Raw genomic sequence first — 19130 nt, 5'->3', positions numbered from 1 at the left:
CTCCGAGGCCCGGCCGGATCAGGGCCACCTCGCGCGGGCGCCACTCACCGGCCCGACGGCCTCGCAAGGCCGTCCGGCACCTGTCAGGGAGTCAGCCGCCCGCTAGCGGACGGGCGGCGGCAGGATCCGGGAACGCATGGGCCACACCGTACACGGCCCGTCCCACGACGACGGCCCGCCCCGCTGTCACCGGCCGCTGCCAGACTCCCGACCATGCCCCTCAACGACCTCACCTTCGAGGAGTGGCGGTCCTTCGACCTGCCCACCGCCCTGCGCACCGCCCGCGAGGCCGCCGCCCTGACGGGCAGTCACCTGGTCTCCGTCGAGACCGTCCACCACCTCGGCCGCCCCTTCCACCGCGCACTGATGGAACGTGCCGACCAGGCCTTCGCCCTGGTCCCGGGCGGCACCGTCACCCTCGGCCTGGACCTGGACGCGTGGCAGCCCGCGCCCGGGCAGGAGGAGGACTACCAGGCGAGCGTGGACCAGGGGTTCGGCCACGCGGACGACCTGCGGGGCCACCTCGCCCACATGCTCAGCCCGTACCGGCGGGTGACCGTCCCGACCGTGCTGGTGGCCGTCGAGGACGAGGAGTTCGGCGAGGAGCCGGACGGTGCGGAGGAGGCCCTGACCGCCCGCGGCTGCCGACCCCCGACGAGTGGGAGCACGCCTGCGGCGCGGGCGCCCGCACCCTCTTCCGCTGGGGCGACACCTGCCCCCTCGACCGCATCCCGTACCACTCCCCCGACGGCCCCCACCACCGCCCGAACGCCCTCGGCCTGCGCATCGCCTACGACCCCTACCGCACCGAGCTCACCTCCGACCCCACCTCCCTCTACGGCGGCGACGGCGGCGAATCCGCCTGCGGCGGCTACGGCAACCTCCTCGGTTGGCTCCCCCTCGCCACCTCCCACCGCAACCCCGACTACGCGGCCTGGCTCCACAACCCGGCCGGCGACGCCTTCTTCGAGGAGACCTCCACCCGCCCGGTCCTCCCACTGGCGTGAACGACCATGGGTGTCCCCCGCGAACTGCGGTGACGCGCGGCCGGGGGCGGCGCTGTGGGAGGGTGATCCAATGAGCAACCTGGAGGACCTGGCCCGGCTGCGGCGGGCCCGTGACCAGATGGACCGGGACTACGCGCAGCCGCTCGACGTGGCCGCGCTGGCGCGGACCGCGCTGATGTCGGAGGGCCACTTCTCGCGGAGCTTCCGGGCCGCCTTCGGGGAGACGCCGTACAGCTACCTGATGACCCGTCGGATCGAGCGGGCGAAGGCGCTGCTGCGGCGCGGGGACCTGAGCGTGACGGAGGTCTGCTTCGAGGTGGGCTGTACGTCGCTCGGCTCGTTCAGTTCACGCTTCACGGAGCTGGTCGGGGAGAGCCCGAGCGCGTACCGGGCACGCGAGCACGTGGACGAGTCGGCCATCCCCTCCTACATCGCCAAGATGTACCTGCGGCCGGTCCGCACGCCGCCCGCGAAGGCGGTCAGGAATGGAGAAGCAGATCCGAAGCCCCGGCCGTAGCGTGGGGCCCATGGACATCACGCTCTCCCAGACCTTCATCGCCGTCGACGACCACGACGCGGCCATCGCCTTCTACCGGGACGCGCTCGGCTTCGAGGTGCGCAACGACGTCTCCTTCGAGGGGATGCGCTGGGTCACGGTCGGTTCGCCGGCCCAGCCCGACGTGTCGATCGTGCTGGAGCCCCCGCTGGCCGACCCGAACGCCTCGGCGGCGGACCGCGAGACCATGGCGGAGGTGCTGGCCAAGGGCCTGCTGCGCGGGGCGATCTTCGCGACCGACGACGTGGACGCCACCTTCGAGCGGATCCGGGCCACCGGCGCCGAGGTGCTCCAGGAGCCGGTGGACCAGCCGTACGGGGTGCGCGACTGCGCGTTCCGCGACCCGGCGGGCAACGCGCTCCGTTTCAACCAGCCGAAGAAGTAGGACCGACCGGCGATTGGGCGACGCCGCCCCCCGATCGCCGGTCGGTTCAGGGCACACCGAACGAAGGCCGGCAGCCCTCCACTACGGAAGGGCTGCCGGCCTTCGTCGTCAGATCCTGGTGAGCGATCCGAGCACCCGCTCGGGGACGATCCGGATCGCCACCCGCCGGACCTCGGGCGGGAGTTCGAGGTACTCCTGGCCCGCGCCGGGCCCCTCGTACTGCTCGGCGACGGTGACCGCCAGCGCCCGGCCGGTGTCCTCGGTGACGGTGGCCCGGCCGCGGAGCTCGACGTAGCGCAGCGGGTCGGCCGGGTCGTGCAGGATCAGGCTGGCACGCGGGTCGCGCTCCAGGTTGCGGACCTTGCGGAGCCCGGCGGTGGAGGAGATCAGCAGGTCGTCGCCGTCCCGGGTGACCCAGACGATCGAGGTCTGCGGGGCGCCGTCGGGGTTCACGGTGGCGAGCACGGCCACCACCGGGGCGTCGAGCAGCGCGCGGACGGCCTCGTTCATGATCGCTGTCATGTCCTGGACCCTAACCTGAGCGGCCGCCAGGGGTCGACCCCCGTCCGTCCCCTGACAGCCGCTCGGTCTACGGGCCGGCCCCCGGCCGCCGTCAGTAGCCGACGGTGAAGCGGGTGCGGTGGTGGCGGGGCCGCTCGGCCTCGTCGAGCAGGGCGACGGCCGCGTCCTCCATCGAGATGGCGGAGTTGCCCTCGGCGTCGACCACCAGCTCGTCGGTGCCGAGGCGGTAGGTGCCGGTGCGCTCGCCGGGCTCCAGGACGGCGGCCGGGCTGAGGTAGGCCCAGTCCACCGTCCCGTCCTCGCGGCAGGCGGCCAGCTGTTCGTTGCAGGCCAGCGCGATCGGGCGCCAGGACGGCGGGAAGTCGGGGCCGTCGATCACGGTGAGCCCCTCGCCGCCGGGGAGCAGCAGGCTGCCGGCGCCGCCGAGCAGCAGCAGGCGGGCGCCGCTCTTGGCCAGCCCGGCGAGCAGCGCGCGGGTGACGGCGGCGTGCTCCTCCTCCCGGCCGGGGACGGGGCGGGTGGCGGCGATGACCACGTCCTGGCCCTCGGTCAGTTCGGCTATCCGGTCCGGGTCGAGGGCGTCGCCGCTGCGGTGGCGGGCCTCGGGGTGCAGGGCGGGGTAGCGCTCGGGCGAGCGGACCACGGCGGTGACCTCGTGGCCCCGGTCGACGGCCTCGGTGACGATCCGGCTGCCGGCCGCTCCGGCGGCTCCGAAAACGGTGATGCGCATGGTGGTGGTCTCCTTCGGAATCGGAAGGGGTGGGGTCAGCGGTCGGCGAGAACGGGCGGCTGCACCGGAGCCTCAGTGGCGGCCGGCCGGGGGCCGGAGCGGGCGGCGAACAGCACCGCACCGAGGGCGAGGGCGGCGCCCAGGAGTTGAGCGGGCGTCAGGCTCTGGCCCAGCACGATCCAGCCGAGCAGGGCGGCGACCAGCGGGCTGAGCAGGCCGAGGAAGGTCACCTCGTTGGGCGAGAGCACCTTGATGCCGCGGAACCAGAGGACGTACGCGACAGCCGCGCCGATCAGGCCGAGGTAGGCGTAGCCGAGCAGGTTCCCGGTGGTCAGCGAGGCGGGCGGCGGGCCCTCGGCGAAGAGCGTGACGGGGACCAACAGCAGGCCGCCGGCGACGAGTTGCCACCCGGTGGTGGCCAGCAGCGGGGCCGGGGAGGACCAGCGCTTGCTGAGCACCACACCGGTGGCCATCACGGCGGCGCCGCCGAGCGCGGCCGCCACGCCGACGGCGTCCAGCCGGGCGTTCGCCCGCAGGACCAGCAGCGCGACGCCGGCGATGCCGACCACGGCGGAGAGCAGGGTGCGCAGAGTGAGGCGTTGGCCGAGCAGGGCGGCGGAGAGGCCGGCCACCAGCAGGGGCTGGACGGAGCCGACGGTGGCGGCGACGCCGCCGGGCAGGCGGTAGGCCGCGACGAACAGCAGGGCCAGGAAGAGACCGATGTTCAACGTGCCGAGCACCATCGCCTTCCACCACCAACTGCCCTTCGGCAGCTCCCTGGTGAGGGCGACGAGGAGCAGCCCGGCGGGTAACGCGCGGAGCAGCGCGGCCAGCAACGGGCGTCCGGGCGGGAGGAGTTCGGTGGTGACCAGGTAGGTGGAGCCCCAGACGGCGGGCGCCAGGGCGGTGAGCAGGAGCGCTGCGGTTCGATCTCTTAGCACTAAGCAAACATATCTCACTGCTAAGAGATATCGCTAGACTTTGCTGCCATGACGGATCACGTGGACCAGGTACTCGCGCAGTGGGCCGCCCAGCGGCCGGATCTCGACGTCTCCCCGATGGCGGTGATCGGCCGCCTCAAGCAGCTCACCGCCCGGGTGGAGGCCGAGCTCAAGCGCACCTTCGCCACCCACGGCCTGGACACGCCCTCCTTCGACGTGCTCGCCACCCTGCGCCGCAACGGGCCCGGAAACCCGCTCACGCCGGCCGAGTTGATGCGCTCCATGATGGTCACCTCGGGCGCCGTCACCCAGCGCCTGGACCGCCTCCAGGAGCGCGGCCTGATCCGCCGCACCCCCAGCCCCACCGACGGCCGCGTCGTCCTGGTCGCTCTCACCGAGGCCGGCCTCGCCCTGGTCGACGAGACCCTCCCCGACCACCTCGCCACCGAGCAGCGCCTCCTGGCCCCCCTCCCCACCGCCGACCGCGAACACCTCGCCACCCTCCTGCGCACCCTCCTGGAGGGCCTGGCCTGAGGGGACGTCAGCAGTCCGGGATGACGGTGCCGTTGTTGTCCTTGGCGACGTCGTTGCCCCAGCGCGAGAGGTAGTACGCCGAGACCCACTGACCGCCCGGACCGACATCCGGATCCGTCTTCAGCCACCAGTGGTTGAACGAGGAACCCGACGCCACCTCACGCCCCCACGCCTTGCAGAACACGTAGTTGGTGCCCTGGTACAGCGTCCCGGTGGCGGCGGTGCTGCTCGGCGAGGCGAAGACCGAGGCGTTGGCGAAGGTGTCCGCCCAGTACTTGCCGGTGGCCGGCGGTGCCCCGCCGCCCGCGCAGTCGGGGATGACGGTGCCGTTGTTGTCCTTGGCCACGTCGTTGCCCCACCGGGAGAGGTAGAAGGCCGAGACCCACTGACCGCCCGGACCGACATCCGGGTCCGTCTTCAGCCACCAGTGGTTGAACGAGGAACCCGACGCCACCTCACGCCCCCACGCCTTGCAGAACACGTAGTTGGTGCCCTGGTACAGCGTCCCCGTCTGGGTGGTGGAGGTCGGTGAGCCGTAGACCGGGGCGTTGGCGAAGGTGTCGACCCAGTACTGGCCGGGCGTGGTGGGCGGGTTGGGGTTGCCGCCGCCGGGGCCGTAGAGGCGGATGGCGCCGTAGTAGTCGCCGTGCGAGGAGAGCGCGGCGACCTGGACGTAGCCGCCGGAGTACGGGGCCTCGACGATGTAGCCCTGGCCGAGGTAGACCGCGACGTGGTGGATGGTGGAGGGCGAGTTGCCGAAGAACACCAGGTCGCCGGGGAGCAGCGGGGCGGTGCCGTCGGAGCGGTAGTAGCGGGCCACCGCGCGCGAGGAGGGCCACTGGGTGTAGGTGGTGCCGTTGATGACGTCGGCGCCGACCGCGAGGTAGTAGGCGTAGCGGGCGAGACCGGAGCAGTCGAGGCCGCGGACGTGACAGTCGTTCGGCGCGCCGTTGGAGGCGTCGCAGCTGCCGTAGCTCGGTCCCGGCTGGCTGCCGTGGCCACCGCCCCAGGAGTAGGGGGTGCCGATCTGGCCACAGGCGGCGTTGACGGCGGCGACGGCCTGGGTGGCCGCGCCGGAGGAGAGCACTCCGCAGGCGGGGGCGGCCGCGGCCGGCTGGACGCCGGCGAAGAAGACCGCGAAGGAGGCGAGCACCGAGAGCAGGGCCGCGGTGCGCAGTGGACGAAGGAGCCAGCGTGCCAAGGGTGTTACGCGCGTAGTCACGGAACCGTCCCGAACTGTCGTGGGCTTGGCTTGGTGGTGCGCATTCAAGCACCGCGCACTGAGCACGGGTAGTCCCTTGACGGCTCGTCATCTGACCAGGCGTTACTTCACGGTTAAGTTCAAGTCCTGAAAAAAGAGCGACCCGACCCCTTACCAATGCTTTCAGGACTCTGCTTACATGCTCCTGACATCGCACCTCCGGCACCCCACCCAGGACTGGAGACACATCCGCATGCACCGGCGCCCCCTGCTCGGCGGAGCCCTGCTCGCCGCCGCCACCATCGCCGCCTCCGCCCTCCCCCTCACGGCGTCGGCGGCCGCCGGCCCGGCCTACCGGGACCCGAGGCGCCCGGTCGAGCGCCGGGTCGAGGACCTGCTGGCCCGGATGACCCTGGCCGAGAAGGTCGGCCAGATGACCCAGGCCGAACGCAACGCCGTGGACGGCGACCCGGCGAGGATCACCACGCTGGCCCTCGGCTCGCTGCTCTCCGGCGGCGGCTCCACCCCCGCCGCCAACACCCCGGCCGCCTGGGCCGACATGGTGGACGGCTACCAACGCCGGGCCCTGGAGACCAGGTTGGGCATCCCGCTGCTCTACGGCGTGGACTCGGTGCACGGCCACGGGAACCTGGTGGGCGCCACCGTCTTCCCGCACAACATCGCGCTCGGCGCCACCCGCGACCCCGGACTCGCCCGCGAGGCCGCTCACATCACCGCGATCGAGACCCGCGCCACCGGCCCGCAGTGGGTCTTCGCCCCCTGCGTCTGCGTGGCCCGGGACGACCGCTGGGGCCGCACCTACGAGAGCTTCGGCGAGACGCCCGAGCTGGTGAGCTCCATGGAGACCCAGATCGACGGCTTCCAGGGCCCCTGGGGCTCCCAACTCGACCGCCCCGACCGGGTGCTGGCCACCGTGAAGCACTACGCCGGTGACGGCTCCACCGCCTACGGATCCTCCGCCGGCAGCTACAAGCTGGACCAGGGCGTCACCGTCACCTCCCGCGAACGCTTCCGCCGGATCGACCTCGCCCCGTACGTCACGGCGGTGCAGCGGCACCGGGTCGGCTCGATCATGCCCTCGTACTCCAGCGTGGACTGGACCGAGGACGGCCTCGGCAACCCGGTGAAGATGAGCGCCAACCACGAGCTGCTCACCGAGGTGCTCAAGCAGAAGACCGGCTTCGACGGCTTCCTGATCAGCGACTGGGACGCGATCAACCAACTCCCGGGCGACTACCCGGCGCAGGTGCGCACCGCCGTCAACGCGGGGCTGGACATGTTCATGGTCCCGTACAGCGCCGAGAAGTTCGAGCAGGCGCTGCTCACCGAGGTGAACGAGGGCCGGGTCGCGCGCTCCCGGATCGACGACGCCGTCCGCCGGATCCTCCGGGCCAAGTTCGAACTCGGCCTGTTCGAGCACCCGTTCACCGACCGGCGGTACCAGTCCACGATCGGCTCGCCCGAGCACCGCGCGGTGGCCCGGCGGGCCGTGGCCGAGTCCCAGGTGCTGCTGAAGAACGAGCACGGCGCGCTGCCGCTCAGGCGCACCGACGCCGTCTACGTCGCCGGCGTCAACGCGGACAACCCCGGCAACCAGGCGGGTGGTTGGACCGTCACCTGGCAGGGCGCCGCCGACGACACCATCCCCGCCACCACCGTCCTGGAGGGCATCCGGGAGTACGCCCCGTCCGCCGTCTACAGCGCGGACGCCTCCGCTCCCGTCAACGGTGCGAAGGTCGGCGTGGTGGTGATCGGCGAGACCCCGTACGCCGAGGGCATGGGCGACGTCGGCAACAACGGCCACACCCTGGAGCTCTCCCCCGCCGACCGGGCCGCCGTCGACAAGGTCTGCGCCGCCGTCCCCACCTGCGTGGTGCTGGACGTGGCGGGCCGCCCGCAGATCGTCACCGGCCAACTCCCGTCCATGGACGCCTTCGTGATGTCCTGGCTGCCCGGCAGCGAGGGCGGCGGGGTGGCCGACGTGCTGTTCGGCGAGCGCCGCTTCTCCGGGAAGCTCCCGGTCAGCTGGCCGCGCAGCGAGGCCCAGGAGCCGCTGAACGTCGGCGACCCGTCCTACGACCCGCTGTTCCGCTACGGCTTCGGCCTCACCACCGGCCGCTGATCCCCCCTACCGAGTCAGGAGCCCCCACCTCCATGAGTCAACGACAACGGCGTTACGGCATACCGCTGTTGACCGCCGCCACGCTGCTCGCCCCGGCCGCCGTGCTGTCCCCCACCAGCGCGGAGGCGGCCGCCCCCACCGGCTGGACCACGGTGGTCAACAGGAACAGCGGCCGCTGCGTGGACGCCGCGGCGGCGGCCACCGCCAACGGCACCGCCGTCCAGCAGTACGCCTGCAACGCCACCGACGCCCAGCAGTGGCAGCTGCTGCCGACCGACGGCGGCTACGTCCGGATCGCCGCCCGAGGCGACGCCACCAAGGTCTGGGACGTCACCGGCGTCTCCACCGCAGACGGCGCCAAGGTGCAGCTCTGGACCTGGGGCGGCGGCGCCAACCAGCAGTGGCTGCCGGTGGACGAGGGCGGCGGCGCCTACCACCTGGTCAACCGCAACAGCGGCAGGTGCCTGGACGTGCCGTCCGCCTCCACCGCCGACTCGGTGGTGCTCCAGCAGTACGCCTGCAACGGCACCGCCGCGCAGTCCTTCTCCTTCGGTGCCGGCAGCGATCCCGGCAATCCCGGCAACCCCGACCTCGGGCCGAACGTCGCCGTCTTCGACCCCTCGATGCCCGCCGCCACCGTCCAGGCCAAGCTGGACGCGGTCTTCCGGCAGCAGGAGACCAACCAGTTCGGCGCGCAGCGCCAGGCGCTCCTCTTCAAGCCCGGCACCTACGACGTCGACGCCAACGTCGGCTTCTACACCCAGGTCGCCGGACTCGGGCTCACCCCCGACGCCGTCACCATCAACGGCGGCGTGCACGCCGAGGCCGACTGGTTCCAGGGCAACGCCACCCAGAACTTCTGGCGCTCCGCCGAGGGGCTCTCCGTCAACCCGCCCTCCGGCACCGACCGTTGGGCCGTCTCACAGGCGGCGCCGTACCGCCGGATGCACGTCCGCGGCAGCCTCCAGCTGGACGACGGCGGCTGGTCCAGCGGCGGCCTGCTGGCCGACTCCCTGATCGACGGCCAGGTCCGCTCCGGCTCGCAGCAGCAGTGGCTCTCCCGCAACTCCCAGTGGGGCGGCTGGACCGGCTCCAACTGGAACATGGTCTTCGTCGGCGACGTCAACGCCCCCGCCAACACCTTCCCGAACCCGCCCTACACCACCGTCGACCGGACCCCGGTGGTCCGCGAGAAGCCCTTCCTCTACGTGGACGCGGCGGGGGCCTACCGGGTCTTCGTCCCCGGGCTGCGCACCAACTCCACCGGCACGTCCTGGAGTTCGGGCAATCAGCCGGGCAGCTCGCTGCCGATCGACCAGTTCTTCGTGGTCAAGCCCGGCGCCACGGCCGCCCAGATCAACGCCGCGCTCGGCCAGGGCAAGAACCTGCTCGTCACCCCGGGGGTCTACCACCTCGACCAGACCCTGAACGTGACCCGCCCCGACACCGTGGTGCTCGGCCTCGGCCTGGCCACCCTGGTCCCGGACAACGGCATCGCGGCGATGACCGTCGCCGACGTGGACGGCGTCAAGCTCGCCGGACTGCTCTTCGACGCCGGCCCGGTCAACTCCCCCGTGCTGCTCCAGCTCGGCCCGGACGGCTCCACCGCCCGGCACACCGCGGACCCCGTCTCCCTGCACGACGTGTTCTTCCGGATCGGCGGCGCGGGCGTCGGCAAGGCCACCCAGAGCCTGGTGGTGAACAGCTCCGACGTGATCGGGGACCACACCTGGATCTGGCGCGCCGACCACGGCAGCGGCGTCGGCTGGACGGCCAACACCGCCGCCACCGGACTGACCGTCAACGGCACCGCCGTCACCATGTACGGGCTCTTCGTCGAACACTTCCAGCAGCACCAGGTGGTGTGGAACGGCAACGGCGGCCGCACCTACTTCTTCCAGAACGAGCTGCCCTACGACCCGCCGAACCAGGCCGCCTGGCAGAACGGCTCCACCCGCGGCTACGCCGCCTACAAGGTGGCCAGCTCGGTGACCACCCACGAGGCCTGGGGCCTGGGCAGCTACTGCTACTTCAACGTCAACCCGGGCGTGGTGGCCGAGCACGCGATCGAGGCACCGAACCGTGCCGGGGTGCGCTTCCACGACATGGTGACCGTCTCGCTCGGCGGCACCGGCACCATCGCCCACGTGGTGAACTCCACCGGCGGCCCGTCGAACTCCGCCACCAACGTCGCCAACCTGGTCAGCTACCCCTGAGACCTCTGATACCCCCGAGGCCCCTGACGGAGCCTCAGAGCCAGATGAAGGGTGCCCGGGCCGTGTACCCCACGGCCCGGGTCGCCTCGTCCAGCGCCGCGGGGGCCGCCGTGGAGGCCGGGTCGACGAAGCGCGAGGAGGTGACGGTCAGGTAGTGGCCGACCGCGTCGACCTGGACGCTGGTCCGCTGCGCGCCGGGGCCGGCGACGGCGGCCGGTGAGCCGGAGGGCGTCGGCAGGACGCCCGGGTCCGGCGGCACGAAGGAGATCGCCTCGGCGTTGGGGACCAGCGCCTTCTCGGCCTCCTGGGCCGAGGCCTCGTCGGAGAAGCGCAGCACCGTGACGCTGCTCACCACCTGGTTGCCGTCCTGGGTGTAGCTGACCGAGACGTAGGAGAGGCAGTTGGTGTCCTTGAGCACGTCCCGGTTCCGGTCGGCCAGCACCTCGGCGCAGACTTGGCCCTGGCGGGCGGCTGTGCGGCGCGCCTTGAAGCCGCCGTTGTCGATCGCGCGGCCGCCGGGGAAGTAGCGCTCGACGGTGAAGAACTGCTCCTCCGTCAACGGCTGGGTGGGCGGACCGGCGTCGGCGGGCGCCGCGCTGAGGCCCTCCTTGGTGGTCCGTCCGGCACCCGGGAGCCAGTCGCCCGACTCGGCCACCACCACGCCCACGGCGACGGCCACACCTCCGACGGTGCACAGGGCGATGATCCGGCGGCGGCGGCCCCGGACCCGGCGGCTCTGGCGCTCCCCCTGCGTGGTCATGGCGCAGATTCTAAGCGGATGATCCGACCACGTCCGCACCAGGGTCACTGCCACGCCGCGCCCGACCGCCCGGTGGCGGAGAGCCGATCGCCCGATGGCGGAACTGTGACAACTCGCACACCTCCGAGGCCCTGTTCTTGGTGGGTTCCCTCTGGCGCGACGCGTCGTCACCCGGGCAGGATCAAGGCCATGGATCTGCTCGACACCCTCACCGCCAAGGGCCTGCGCCGGGAACTCCCCACCCGGGAGGAGGCACTGGCCGTACTCGCCACCACCGACGACGAGTTGCTGGACGTGGTCGCGGCCGCCGGGCGGGTGCGCCGCCAGTGGTTCGGCCGGCGGGTCAAGCTCAACTACCTGGTGAACCTCAAGAGCGGCCTCTGCCCCGAGGACTGCAACTACTGCTCCCAGCGGCTCGGCTCCAAGGCGGAGATCCTCAAGTACACCTGGCTCAAGCCCGAGCAGGCGGCCGAGGCGGCCGCCGCCGGACTGGCCGGCGGCGCCAAGCGGGTCTGCCTGGTGGCCAGCGGCCGCGGCCCGACGGACCGTGACATCGACCGGGTCGCCGACACCATCGCCGCCATCAAGGACTCCAACGAGGCCGTCGAGGTCTGCGCCTGTCTGGGCCTGCTCTCCGACAACCAGGCCGAGCGCCTGAAGGCGGCCGGGGCCGACGCCTACAACCACAACCTCAACACCTCCGAGGCCACCTACGGGGACATCACCACCACCCACACCTACGCGGACCGGGTGGACACCGTCCAGAAGGCGCACGGCGCCGGCCTCTCCGCCTGCTCCGGCCTGATCGCCGGGATGGGCGAGAGCGACGAGGACCTGGTGGACGTGGTCTTCGCGCTGCGCGAGATCGGCTCCGACTCGGTGCCGGTCAACTTCCTGATCCCCTTCGAGGGCACCCCGCTGGCCAAGGAGTGGAACCTCACCCCGCAGCGCTGCCTGCGCATCCTCGCCATGGTCCGCTTCGTCTGCCCCGACGTCGAGGTCCGGATCGCCGGCGGCCGCGAGGTGCACCTGCGCTCGATGCAGCCGCTCGGCCTGCACATCGCCAACTCGATCTTCCTCGGCGACTACCTCACCAGCGAGGGCCAGGCCGGGCAGGCCGACCTCGACATGATCGCCGACGCGGGCTTCGTGGTGGAGGGCGCCGGCGAGGCCACCCTGCCGCGCCACCGCTCCGAGGTCGCGGCCGGTGGCTGCGGTACCGGTACCGGTACCGACGAGGCCCACGGCTGCGGCACCGGCGGCGGCTGCGGCCCCTGCGGCGGGCACACCGCCGCTGTCCCGGCCCAGGCCGCCACACCCGCCAACGACGAGGCCCAGCCCGACCTGGTCCGGGTCCGCCGCCGCGGCGCCGGCACCGAACTGGCGCCCAACGCCTAGGAATTGACCCTTCATCGCATGCAGAACCTCCTCGACCTCGACCGCGCCCACGTCTGGCACCCGTACGGCCCGATGCCCGGCACCTCCACCCCCTACGTGGTGGAGTCCGCCGCCGGGGTCCGGCTCCGGATGGCCGAACCGGTGGCCGGGCACCACGAGCTGATCGACGGCATGTCCTCCTGGTGGGCCGCGATCCACGGCTACCGGCACCCGGTGCTGGACGCCGCGGTGACCGACCAGCTCGGCCGGATGAGCCACGTGATGTTCGGCGGGCTCACCCACGAGCCGGCCGTCCGGCTGGCCTCCCGGCTGGTGGAGATCACCCCGGAGCCGCTGCGGCACGTGTTCCTCTCGGACTCGGGCTCGGTCGCGGTCGAGGTCGCGATGAAGATGTGCCTGCAGTACTGGCGCTCCGTCGGCCGCCCCGCCAAGCAGCGCCTGCTGACCTGGCGCGGCGGCTACCACGGCGACACCTTCCACCCCATGTCGGTCTGCGACCCCGAGGGCGGGATGCACTCGCTCTGGGGCGGGGTGCTGCCGGGTCAGCTCTTCGTCCCGCAGCCGCCGGTGGAGTTCGAGCAGGCCTACGCGGACCAGCTGGAGCAGGCGGTCGCCGAGCACGCCGACACGCTGGCCGCGGTGATCGTCGAACCGGTGGTGCAGGGCGCGGGCGGCATGCGCTTCCACTCCCCCGAGTACCTGCGCACCCTCCGCGAGGTCTGCGACCGCCACGACGTGCTGCTGGTCTTCGACGAGATCGCCACCGGCTTCGGCCGCACCGGCGAGCTCTTCGCCGCCGACCACGCGGGCGTCTCCCCCGACGTGCTCTGCCTCGGCAAGGCCCTGACGGGCGGTTACCTCTCGATGGCCGCCACCCTGTGCACCTCCCGGGTCGCCGACGGGATCAGCCGCGGCGAGGTCCCGGTGCTCGCCCACGGCCCGACCTTCATGGGCAACCCGTTGGCCTCCGCCGTCGCCAACGCCTCGATCGAGCTGCTGCTCGCCCAGGACTGGCGCACCGAGGTCAAGCGCCTGGAGACCGGCCTGCGCGAGGGCCTCGCCGAAGCCACCGCCGTCCCCGGCGTCCGCGACGTCCGGGTGCTCGGCGCGATCGGCGTCGTCCAGCTCGACCACCCGGTCGACATGCGCGCCGCCACCGAAGCCGCCGCCCGCGAGGGCGTCTGGCTGCGGCCGTTCCGCGACCTCGTCTACACCATGCCCCCGTACGTCACCTCCGACGCGGAGCTGGCCCGGATCACGGCCGCCGTGACCGCAGCCGCCACCGCCGGTTGACCCCCCATGACCCCCTGAGGCTCCTGTGAACACCCGTCAGAACCGCCCCGGCACCGTCCTGTTCGTCACCGGCACCGGCACCGAGGTCGGCAAGACCGCCGTCACCGCCGCCGTGGCGGCGCTCGCCCCCTCGGTGGCGGTGCTGAAGCCCGGTCAGACCGGCGTCGCCCCGGACGAGCCGGGCGACGCGGCCGAGGTCGGCCGGCTGGCCGGCCCGCACGTGACGCTCCGTGAACTCGCCCGCTACCCCGAGCCGCTGGCCCCCGAGACCGCCGCACGGCGCTCCGGCCTGCCGCCGCTGACCGCCGCCGAGGCCGCCGCCGAGGCCGCCGCGCTGGCCGACGACCACGACCTGGTGCTGGTCGAGGGCGCGGGCGGCCTGCTGGTCCGCTACAACCCGGCCGGGGAGACCCTCCCCGACATGGCGCTGGCCACCGCCGCGCTCGGCCTGGAGGTCCGCGTCCTGCTGGTCGCCACCGCCGGGCTCGGCACCCTCAACACCACCACCCTCACCGCCGAGGCCCTGCGCGCCCGGGGTCTCTCCGCCCTCGGCGTGGTCATCGGCAGCTGGCCCACCGAACCGGACCTCGCCACCCGCTGCAACCTCGCCGACCTCCCCACCGCCGCCGGAGCCCCCCTCCTCGGCGCCCTCCCCCACGGCGCCCCGGACTCCCCGTCCTTCGCCACCCTCGCCAAGTCCGCCCTCGCGCCCGCCCTCGGCGGCGTCTGGGACAGCGCGAAATTCGCTGCCGATCACGCCTGAGCCCGTGCTCTACTCTCCCCCGTGAACCATCCACGGGGGAGAGCGGCCCTGCCCGCATGCGGCCATGACCCGGCGTCAGCCCCGGTCCCGGTCTGCGAGCACCTGCTCACATCGGCCGAGCCGCAGTACCAGTACGTCCAGTTCACCGGCGAGGGCGCCGAGCAGGCCAGGCTCTGCCAGGACTGCGCCCCGTGGACGAACACCGGCCCGACGGTCCGCGTCACCCCACGCTGCGCAACCTGCGTCGACGCCGCCACCCTCGGCCTGCTCGGCACCCGCGGCCACCCGGGCCCGGTCGAACGCCTGCGCCCGACCGACCCCACCGTCACGCTCTCCCCGCTGCCCGCCCCGCTCGGCCCGGTCACCGACCTCGCGCCCGGCGGTACGGCCGGCGGCTGGCTGCTGCTGTGCGGGGACGGCTCCGTGGTCCGCTGGCACCCGGGCGAGGACGCCTGGCAGGAGCTCGCCCGCTCCACCCTCACCCTCCCGCCGGACGCGGAACCGTGGGGCGCGGCGGAGCCCGTGCTCCGGCTGCACGCCAGTGCGGACGGCCGGTACGCCGCCGTGGTCCAGGACCACGTGGACGGCGAGTCCCTCGGCCAAGTCCTCGACCTCACCACCGGCGCCGTCACCATGACGCTGTCGGGCGGCACCTACAAGACCTACACCGTCCCCTTCTCGCTCGCCTTCACCGAGCGCGAGGGCCGCACGCTGCTGGTCCACCGCACCGACTGGAACCGTCTCGACGTCTCCGACCCCGCCGACGGCACCCTCCTGACGGCCCGTGAGCCCGACGACGAGCGCAAGCTCGACTACTTCCACGGCGCCCTGCACCTCAGCCCGGACGGCCGCCGGATCGCCGACGACGGCTGGATCTGGCAGCCCGTCGGCGCCCCCTCGCTCTGGAGCCTGCACCGCTGGCTGACCGAGAACCCCTACGAGGGAGAGGACGGCCCGACCCTGCACAACCCCTTCCAGCCCGACTACTTCTGGAACCGCTCGATGGTCTGGCTGGACGGCGACCGGCTCGCCCTCGGCGGCCTCGGCGACGACAGCGAGTGGATCCTTCCCGGTGCCCTGGTCCTGCACGTCGACGACCTCACCGGCCCCCACAGCACCCCCATCCGCCTCACCGCCTTCGCCGGCCCCGAAGGCCCCTACTTCGCCGCCGACGGCCTCCTCTACGCCGCCACCCCCGAAGGCCTCACCGTCTGGGACCCCGCCGACGGCGCCCGCCTGGCCACCGTCCCCGGCTTCCACCCCACCCACCACGACCGCCACGCGGGCGAGTTGGCCGCCCTGGTCGACGGCGCCCTGCACCGCTGGCGGATCAACTGACGGACCGTTCGAAATTCCGTTCGCACCCGTGCGCTCCGATGCCCGATGATGCAGTCGCACACCGACCGCCTCCGAGCAAGGAACCGCATTGATCCGTTCGCTCCCCGCCCGCACCGTCCTGGCCGGGCTGGCCCTCCTCGCCGTCACGTCCTGCACCGCCGAGACCCCGGCGCCGCAGCCCTCGGCTGCTTCGGACAACCCGACCGACGAGGTTCGCGAGGACCATCTCGTCGACGGGGCGATGGACATCCTGCGGTTCAAGACGGCGTTCCGCTTCCAGGGGAAGGTGGGCACGGCCGGCGACCGGATCGGGGTGGACGTCACGGTCGGCACGGACGGCCGGTGCCGGGGCGGGGTGACGTTCGACCAGGGCTCCTTCGAGCTGCTGGGCCGGGGCGGCCGACTCTGGGTGAAGCTGGATCAGAAGTTCACCGACGCGCTGGCCGCCCGACTGGCGAAGACCGAGCAGGAGCGGGCGGTGGCACGCGGGCTGCTCGCGCGGTACATCGAGGTTCCGGCCGGGAACAAGAAGCTCAAGCGGATCATCGACCTGTGCGACCTGGCGTCGATGCAGGACATGGTCGCGGAGGAGCTCGACACCGACCGGCCGGTACCGGGGCCGGCCGGGGAGATCGGCGGGGTGCCCACCGTCAGCTACACCCACACCCTCGACGGCAGGACCACGTCCGTCCAGCTCGCCGCCAGGGACTACGCGCCGCTGGTGATCTCGTGGTCCGGGACCGGCGACCGCTGGGAGTTGAGCGCGTTCGACGACCCCTTCCAGGTCGAGCCGCCCGGGTCCGACCAGCTCCTGCCGCCCGACCTGGCGGACCCGCTCGCCGAGGCGCTCGCCGTCTGACCGGTACCGTCGGAGGACTCCTCGTCCGCGCCGTCAGACCGTGGGTGGAGACGGGGTGTCCTCCGGGCGGATGAGCGTGGTCGTCCGGCGAGTTGACGAACCGTCAGGGCGTGGCGCCTAGGTTCGAAGGCATGAACCGACGTCTCACCGCCGCCTCCGTCCTGCTCCTCGCCCTGGCGCTCCCGCTGCCGCTGGCCGCCACCGCCTCGGCCGCCCCCGCACCCTCCGCCACGGCCACCAAGCCCGCCCGGATCCAGCTCGAACTGCCGCGCCCCACCGGCCCGTTGGGCGTCGGCAAGGAGGTGCTCCACCTGGTCGACCACAGCCGGGTGGACCAGTGGGCGAAGTCCGGCCCGCGCGAGCTGATGGTCTCGATGTACTACCCGGCCCGCCCGGGCACCGGCCGCCCGGCCCAATACCTGCAGGTGGATGAGGCTCGCCGCCTGCTGGCCTCCCGGGGCCTCCAGGACACCGTCGACCCGGCCGTGGTCGCGGCCACCAGGACGGCGGCCCGGACGGACGCCCGGCCGCTGGGCGGGACGTACCCACTGGTGGTGCTCTCGCCCGGCTTCGGTGTGCACCGGGCCACCCTCGGCTCACTCGCCGAGGACCTCACCTCGCGCGGCTACCTGGTCGCCCTGGTGGACCACGCGTACGAGAGCGTCGGCACCGCCTTCCCAGGCGGCCGGCTGCCGGAGTGCCTGGCCTGCGAGCAGGCGGAGACCGTCGGCTACGACAAGGTGACCGACGGCCGGGCGAAGGACGTCTCCTTCCTGCTGGACCGCCTGACCGGCCGTCACCCCGCCTGGCGCCACGCCGGAATGATCGACCGCGGGCGGATCGCGATGGCCGGCCACTCGATCGGCGGCGCCTCGGCCGCCTCCACCATGGCAGCCGACCCGCGGATCAGGGCCGGGGTGGACATGGACGGCTCGCTGATGACCCCGGCCGCGACCGGCGACCGGCCGTTCCTGCTGCTCGGCGCCGCCGAGAGCACGCCCGGCCACGAGGCCAGCTGGGACCGGGACTGGAGCAGCTTCACCGGCTGGAAGCGCTGGATCACCTTCACCGGCTCGGGCCACTTCACCTTCACCGACTACCCGGCCCTCGGTGACCAACTCGGTCTCCCCGACCCGGACTTCCCGCTCTCCGGTGCCCGCTCGGTGGAGCTGACCAGGCGCTACGTCGGCGCCTTCCTCGACCTCCACCTGAAGGGCCGCCCGCAGCCCGTGCTCGACGGCCCCCGCCCGGACGCCCCGGAGGTGCTCTTCCACACCCCCTGAGCGCCCGGGCGGGTTCCGCCGGCGATCCGTCAGAACGCGGAGGTGTAAGCGGTGAAGAACCGCCCCGTCACCGGGCTGCCGCCGCCGTTGAAGCAGATCGGGTAGAGCGTCACGGTGCTGCCGCTGCGGTTCCACGGCATGGCCTCGCCGCAGTAGTCCGGGCCGGGGCCGTAGGCGGTGGTGTGCGAGGTGTCCGGGACGACGGCCACCGAGGGCATGGTCACGGAGTACGGGACCGAGCCCGCGAGGGAGTTGACCGCGCCGACGGAGTTGAAGTTGGTGGCCGCCGGGACGCCGCCGTTGTACCAGAGGTGGCCGAAGTACTTGGGCGGGAAGGCCGGACCGTGCACGGCGCGCTTGACCGAGTAGCTGAGCGTCCACCGGGTGTCGTACGGGTTGTTGGCCGCGTCGAAGCAGGCGACGATCGCGGTCTGACCGCTCGCGGACGGGTACCAGTCGGCCACCTTGCAGCGGGCGCCCTGGACACCGTCCACCGCCGTCACCTGGAAGTTGCCGAGCTGGCTCGCCGCGCCGAGGCCGGGCAGCCAGGCCTTCCAGATGCCGGTGGAGCCGTGGCTGACGGCGTTGACCCCGCCGGAGGAGTTGTACTGGGTGATCACCGCGCCGGTGGGCTGCGAGTAGGTGTAGCCGTAACCGCCGCCAGCCGGGGCGGGGACGCCGCTGCTGGTGGTGTAGAGCACGGTGAACAGCGAGTTCACCGGCGCGCCGCCGGGCTTGTAGCAGCCGACCACCACGTCGAGACCGGTCCCGACCGGGCCCCAGCCCTTGACCTGGCACCAGTAGCCGGTGCGGCCGACGGCGGTGGCGTGGGCGATCCCGCCCGGGCCCGCGATCAGCGGGAAGTGCACCGCGTACTGGCCGACGCCGGTCTGGTCCACCTTGACCGGGTTGGCCCCCGGGGAGGGCCAGCTGCCCCACTGGCGGGTGGTGTCCGGGACGTAGGCGGGCGGCGGGGCCGGGTTGTCGAGGAAGGCGAAGCCGTAGCGGTCCGGCACGGCGGCCGCGGCCGGCCCGGCGGTGGGCAGGGTGGCGGCGACGAGCGCGGCGAGCACGCTCAGGGCGAGCAGCGCGGATCTGACCACGCGTGAGAACAGGCGCAGCGACGGGCGTGGCGACAGGCGTACGGACATGCGGATACCCCTTGGGTGGTGGCGGTGGACGGTCTCCGTCGACACCCGGG

General features: G+C 72.9%; 17 protein-coding genes and 1 pseudogene. 12 read left to right on the top strand and 6 right to left on the bottom strand.

From position 1 onward, the window contains the following. Positions 1-213 precede the first annotated feature (213 nt). The 3 genes and pseudogenes from ACZ6ZR_RS02085 to ACZ6ZR_RS02075 all read left to right on the top strand — a co-directional run bounded on the left by ACZ6ZR_RS02085 (position 214) and on the right by ACZ6ZR_RS02075 (position 1948). Positions 214-1007 (top strand): annotated as a pseudogene (locus ACZ6ZR_RS02085) (hypothetical protein). Between the two features lie 70 nt (positions 1008-1077). Beyond that, positions 1078-1524 carry a helix-turn-helix domain-containing protein gene (locus tag ACZ6ZR_RS02080; RefSeq protein ID WP_465638404.1) on the top strand — a complete coding sequence of 149 codons (447 nt, stop codon included), beginning with the start codon at positions 1078-1080 and terminating at the stop codon, positions 1522-1524. 10 nt (positions 1525-1534) lie between these two features. Continuing rightward, on the top strand, positions 1535-1948 hold the full coding sequence (locus tag ACZ6ZR_RS02075) for a VOC family protein (protein WP_465638402.1): 414 nt from the start codon (positions 1535-1537) through the stop codon (positions 1946-1948). 108 nt (positions 1949-2056) lie between these two features. On the opposite strand, the gene ACZ6ZR_RS02070 is transcribed toward ACZ6ZR_RS02075, so the two are convergent. From ACZ6ZR_RS02070 to ACZ6ZR_RS02060, 3 genes are all read right to left on the bottom strand, one after another. Beyond that, positions 2057-2470, bottom strand: coding sequence for a PPOX class F420-dependent oxidoreductase (locus ACZ6ZR_RS02070; RefSeq protein ID WP_465638400.1), 414 nt, complete (start codon positions 2468-2470; stop codon positions 2057-2059). A gap of 91 nt (positions 2471-2561) precedes the next feature. After that, positions 2562-3200: an NAD(P)-dependent oxidoreductase gene (locus tag ACZ6ZR_RS02065; RefSeq protein ID WP_465638398.1), complete on the bottom strand. Its 639-nt coding sequence runs from the start codon at positions 3198-3200 to the stop codon at positions 2562-2564. Positions 3201-3235: 35 nt separating this feature from the next. Further along, positions 3236-4141, bottom strand: coding sequence for an EamA family transporter (locus tag ACZ6ZR_RS02060; protein WP_465638396.1), 906 nt, complete (start codon positions 4139-4141; stop codon positions 3236-3238). Between the two features lie 48 nt (positions 4142-4189). On the opposite strand from ACZ6ZR_RS02060, the gene ACZ6ZR_RS02055 reads away from it, so the two are divergent. After that, entirely contained in the window at positions 4190-4675 is a 486-nt protein-coding gene (locus tag ACZ6ZR_RS02055) for a MarR family winged helix-turn-helix transcriptional regulator (RefSeq protein WP_465638394.1), read from the top strand. A gap of 7 nt (positions 4676-4682) precedes the next feature. On the opposite strand, the gene ACZ6ZR_RS02050 is transcribed toward ACZ6ZR_RS02055, so the two are convergent. Then, the gene (locus ACZ6ZR_RS02050) at positions 4683-5876 is read right to left on the bottom strand and encodes a C40 family peptidase (RefSeq protein ID WP_465638392.1); all 1194 of its coding nucleotides are present in this window, start codon (positions 5874-5876) and stop codon (positions 4683-4685) included. A gap of 253 nt (positions 5877-6129) precedes the next feature. Between ACZ6ZR_RS02050 and ACZ6ZR_RS02045 the strand changes: the two genes are divergently transcribed. Both ACZ6ZR_RS02045 and ACZ6ZR_RS02040 read left to right on the top strand, forming a co-directional pair. Continuing rightward, positions 6130-8019 carry a glycoside hydrolase family 3 protein gene (locus tag ACZ6ZR_RS02045; RefSeq protein ID WP_465638390.1) on the top strand — a complete coding sequence of 630 codons (1890 nt, stop codon included), beginning with the start codon at positions 6130-6132 and terminating at the stop codon, positions 8017-8019. Positions 8020-8051: 32 nt separating this feature from the next. Then, positions 8052-10235, top strand: coding sequence for an RICIN domain-containing protein (locus ACZ6ZR_RS02040; RefSeq protein WP_465638388.1), 2184 nt, complete (start codon positions 8052-8054; stop codon positions 10233-10235). Positions 10236-10269: 34 nt separating this feature from the next. On the opposite strand, the gene ACZ6ZR_RS02035 is transcribed toward ACZ6ZR_RS02040, so the two are convergent. Next, the gene (locus tag ACZ6ZR_RS02035; protein WP_465638386.1) at positions 10270-10995 is read right to left on the bottom strand and encodes a hypothetical protein; all 726 of its coding nucleotides are present in this window, start codon (positions 10993-10995) and stop codon (positions 10270-10272) included. Between the two features lie 189 nt (positions 10996-11184). Here ACZ6ZR_RS02035 and bioB point away from each other — a divergent pair, with 189 nt between their 5' ends. The 6 genes from bioB to ACZ6ZR_RS02005 all read left to right on the top strand — a co-directional run bounded on the left by bioB (position 11185) and on the right by ACZ6ZR_RS02005 (position 17929). Further along, positions 11185-12393 carry a biotin synthase BioB gene (bioB, locus tag ACZ6ZR_RS02030; protein ID WP_465638384.1) on the top strand — a complete coding sequence of 403 codons (1209 nt, stop codon included), beginning with the start codon at positions 11185-11187 and terminating at the stop codon, positions 12391-12393. An 18-nt stretch (positions 12394-12411) separates the two neighbouring features. Next, positions 12412-13686: an adenosylmethionine--8-amino-7-oxononanoate transaminase gene (locus ACZ6ZR_RS02025; RefSeq protein WP_465638382.1), complete on the top strand. Its 1275-nt coding sequence runs from the start codon at positions 12412-12414 to the stop codon at positions 13684-13686. Positions 13687-13711: 25 nt separating this feature from the next. Beyond that, a complete protein-coding gene (gene bioD, locus ACZ6ZR_RS02020; RefSeq protein ID WP_465638380.1) occupies positions 13712-14449 on the top strand; it encodes a dethiobiotin synthase in 738 nt (245 codons plus the stop codon). Positions 14450-14470: 21 nt separating this feature from the next. Further along, positions 14471-15787, top strand: coding sequence for a YncE family protein (locus tag ACZ6ZR_RS02015; protein ID WP_465638378.1), 1317 nt, complete (start codon positions 14471-14473; stop codon positions 15785-15787). An 88-nt stretch (positions 15788-15875) separates the two neighbouring features. After that, positions 15876-16646: a hypothetical protein gene (locus ACZ6ZR_RS02010; RefSeq protein WP_465638376.1), complete on the top strand. Its 771-nt coding sequence runs from the start codon at positions 15876-15878 to the stop codon at positions 16644-16646. A 131-nt stretch (positions 16647-16777) separates the two neighbouring features. Further along, on the top strand, positions 16778-17929 hold the full coding sequence (locus tag ACZ6ZR_RS02005) for an alpha/beta hydrolase family protein (RefSeq protein ID WP_465638374.1): 1152 nt from the start codon (positions 16778-16780) through the stop codon (positions 17927-17929). A 29-nt stretch (positions 17930-17958) separates the two neighbouring features. On the opposite strand, the gene ACZ6ZR_RS02000 is transcribed toward ACZ6ZR_RS02005, so the two are convergent. Next, positions 17959-19080: a hypothetical protein gene (locus ACZ6ZR_RS02000; RefSeq protein WP_465638372.1), complete on the bottom strand. Its 1122-nt coding sequence runs from the start codon at positions 19078-19080 to the stop codon at positions 17959-17961. Between the last annotated feature and the right edge of the window lie 50 nt (positions 19081-19130).

It is taken from the genome of Kitasatospora sp. NPDC088742, from assembly GCF_055584905.1.
The sequence above is the reverse complement of the archived record's forward strand: the minus strand, read 5'-3'. Positions and strand labels throughout refer to the sequence as shown.

Coding starts and splice junctions, on each gene's coding strand:
- ACZ6ZR_RS02080 (WP_465638404.1), top strand. CDS start 1,078: ATGAGCAACCTGGAGGACCTGGCCCGGCTGCGGCGGGCCCGTGACCAG.
- ACZ6ZR_RS02075 (WP_465638402.1), top strand. CDS start 1,535: ATGGACATCACGCTCTCCCAGACCTTCATCGCCGTCGACGACCACGAC.
- ACZ6ZR_RS02070 (WP_465638400.1), bottom strand. CDS start 2,470: ATGACAGCGATCATGAACGAGGCCGTCCGCGCGCTGCTCGACGCCCCG.
- ACZ6ZR_RS02065 (WP_465638398.1), bottom strand. CDS start 3,200: ATGCGCATCACCGTTTTCGGAGCCGCCGGAGCGGCCGGCAGCCGGATC.
- ACZ6ZR_RS02055 (WP_465638394.1), top strand. CDS start 4,190: ATGACGGATCACGTGGACCAGGTACTCGCGCAGTGGGCCGCCCAGCGG.
- ACZ6ZR_RS02045 (WP_465638390.1), top strand. CDS start 6,130: ATGCACCGGCGCCCCCTGCTCGGCGGAGCCCTGCTCGCCGCCGCCACC.
- ACZ6ZR_RS02040 (WP_465638388.1), top strand. CDS start 8,052: ATGAGTCAACGACAACGGCGTTACGGCATACCGCTGTTGACCGCCGCC.
- ACZ6ZR_RS02035 (WP_465638386.1), bottom strand. CDS start 10,995: ATGACCACGCAGGGGGAGCGCCAGAGCCGCCGGGTCCGGGGCCGCCGC.
- bioB (WP_465638384.1), top strand. CDS start 11,185: ATGGATCTGCTCGACACCCTCACCGCCAAGGGCCTGCGCCGGGAACTC.
- ACZ6ZR_RS02025 (WP_465638382.1), top strand. CDS start 12,412: ATGCAGAACCTCCTCGACCTCGACCGCGCCCACGTCTGGCACCCGTAC.
- ACZ6ZR_RS02005 (WP_465638374.1), top strand. CDS start 16,778: ATGAACCGACGTCTCACCGCCGCCTCCGTCCTGCTCCTCGCCCTGGCG.
- ACZ6ZR_RS02000 (WP_465638372.1), bottom strand. CDS start 19,080: ATGTCCGTACGCCTGTCGCCACGCCCGTCGCTGCGCCTGTTCTCACGC.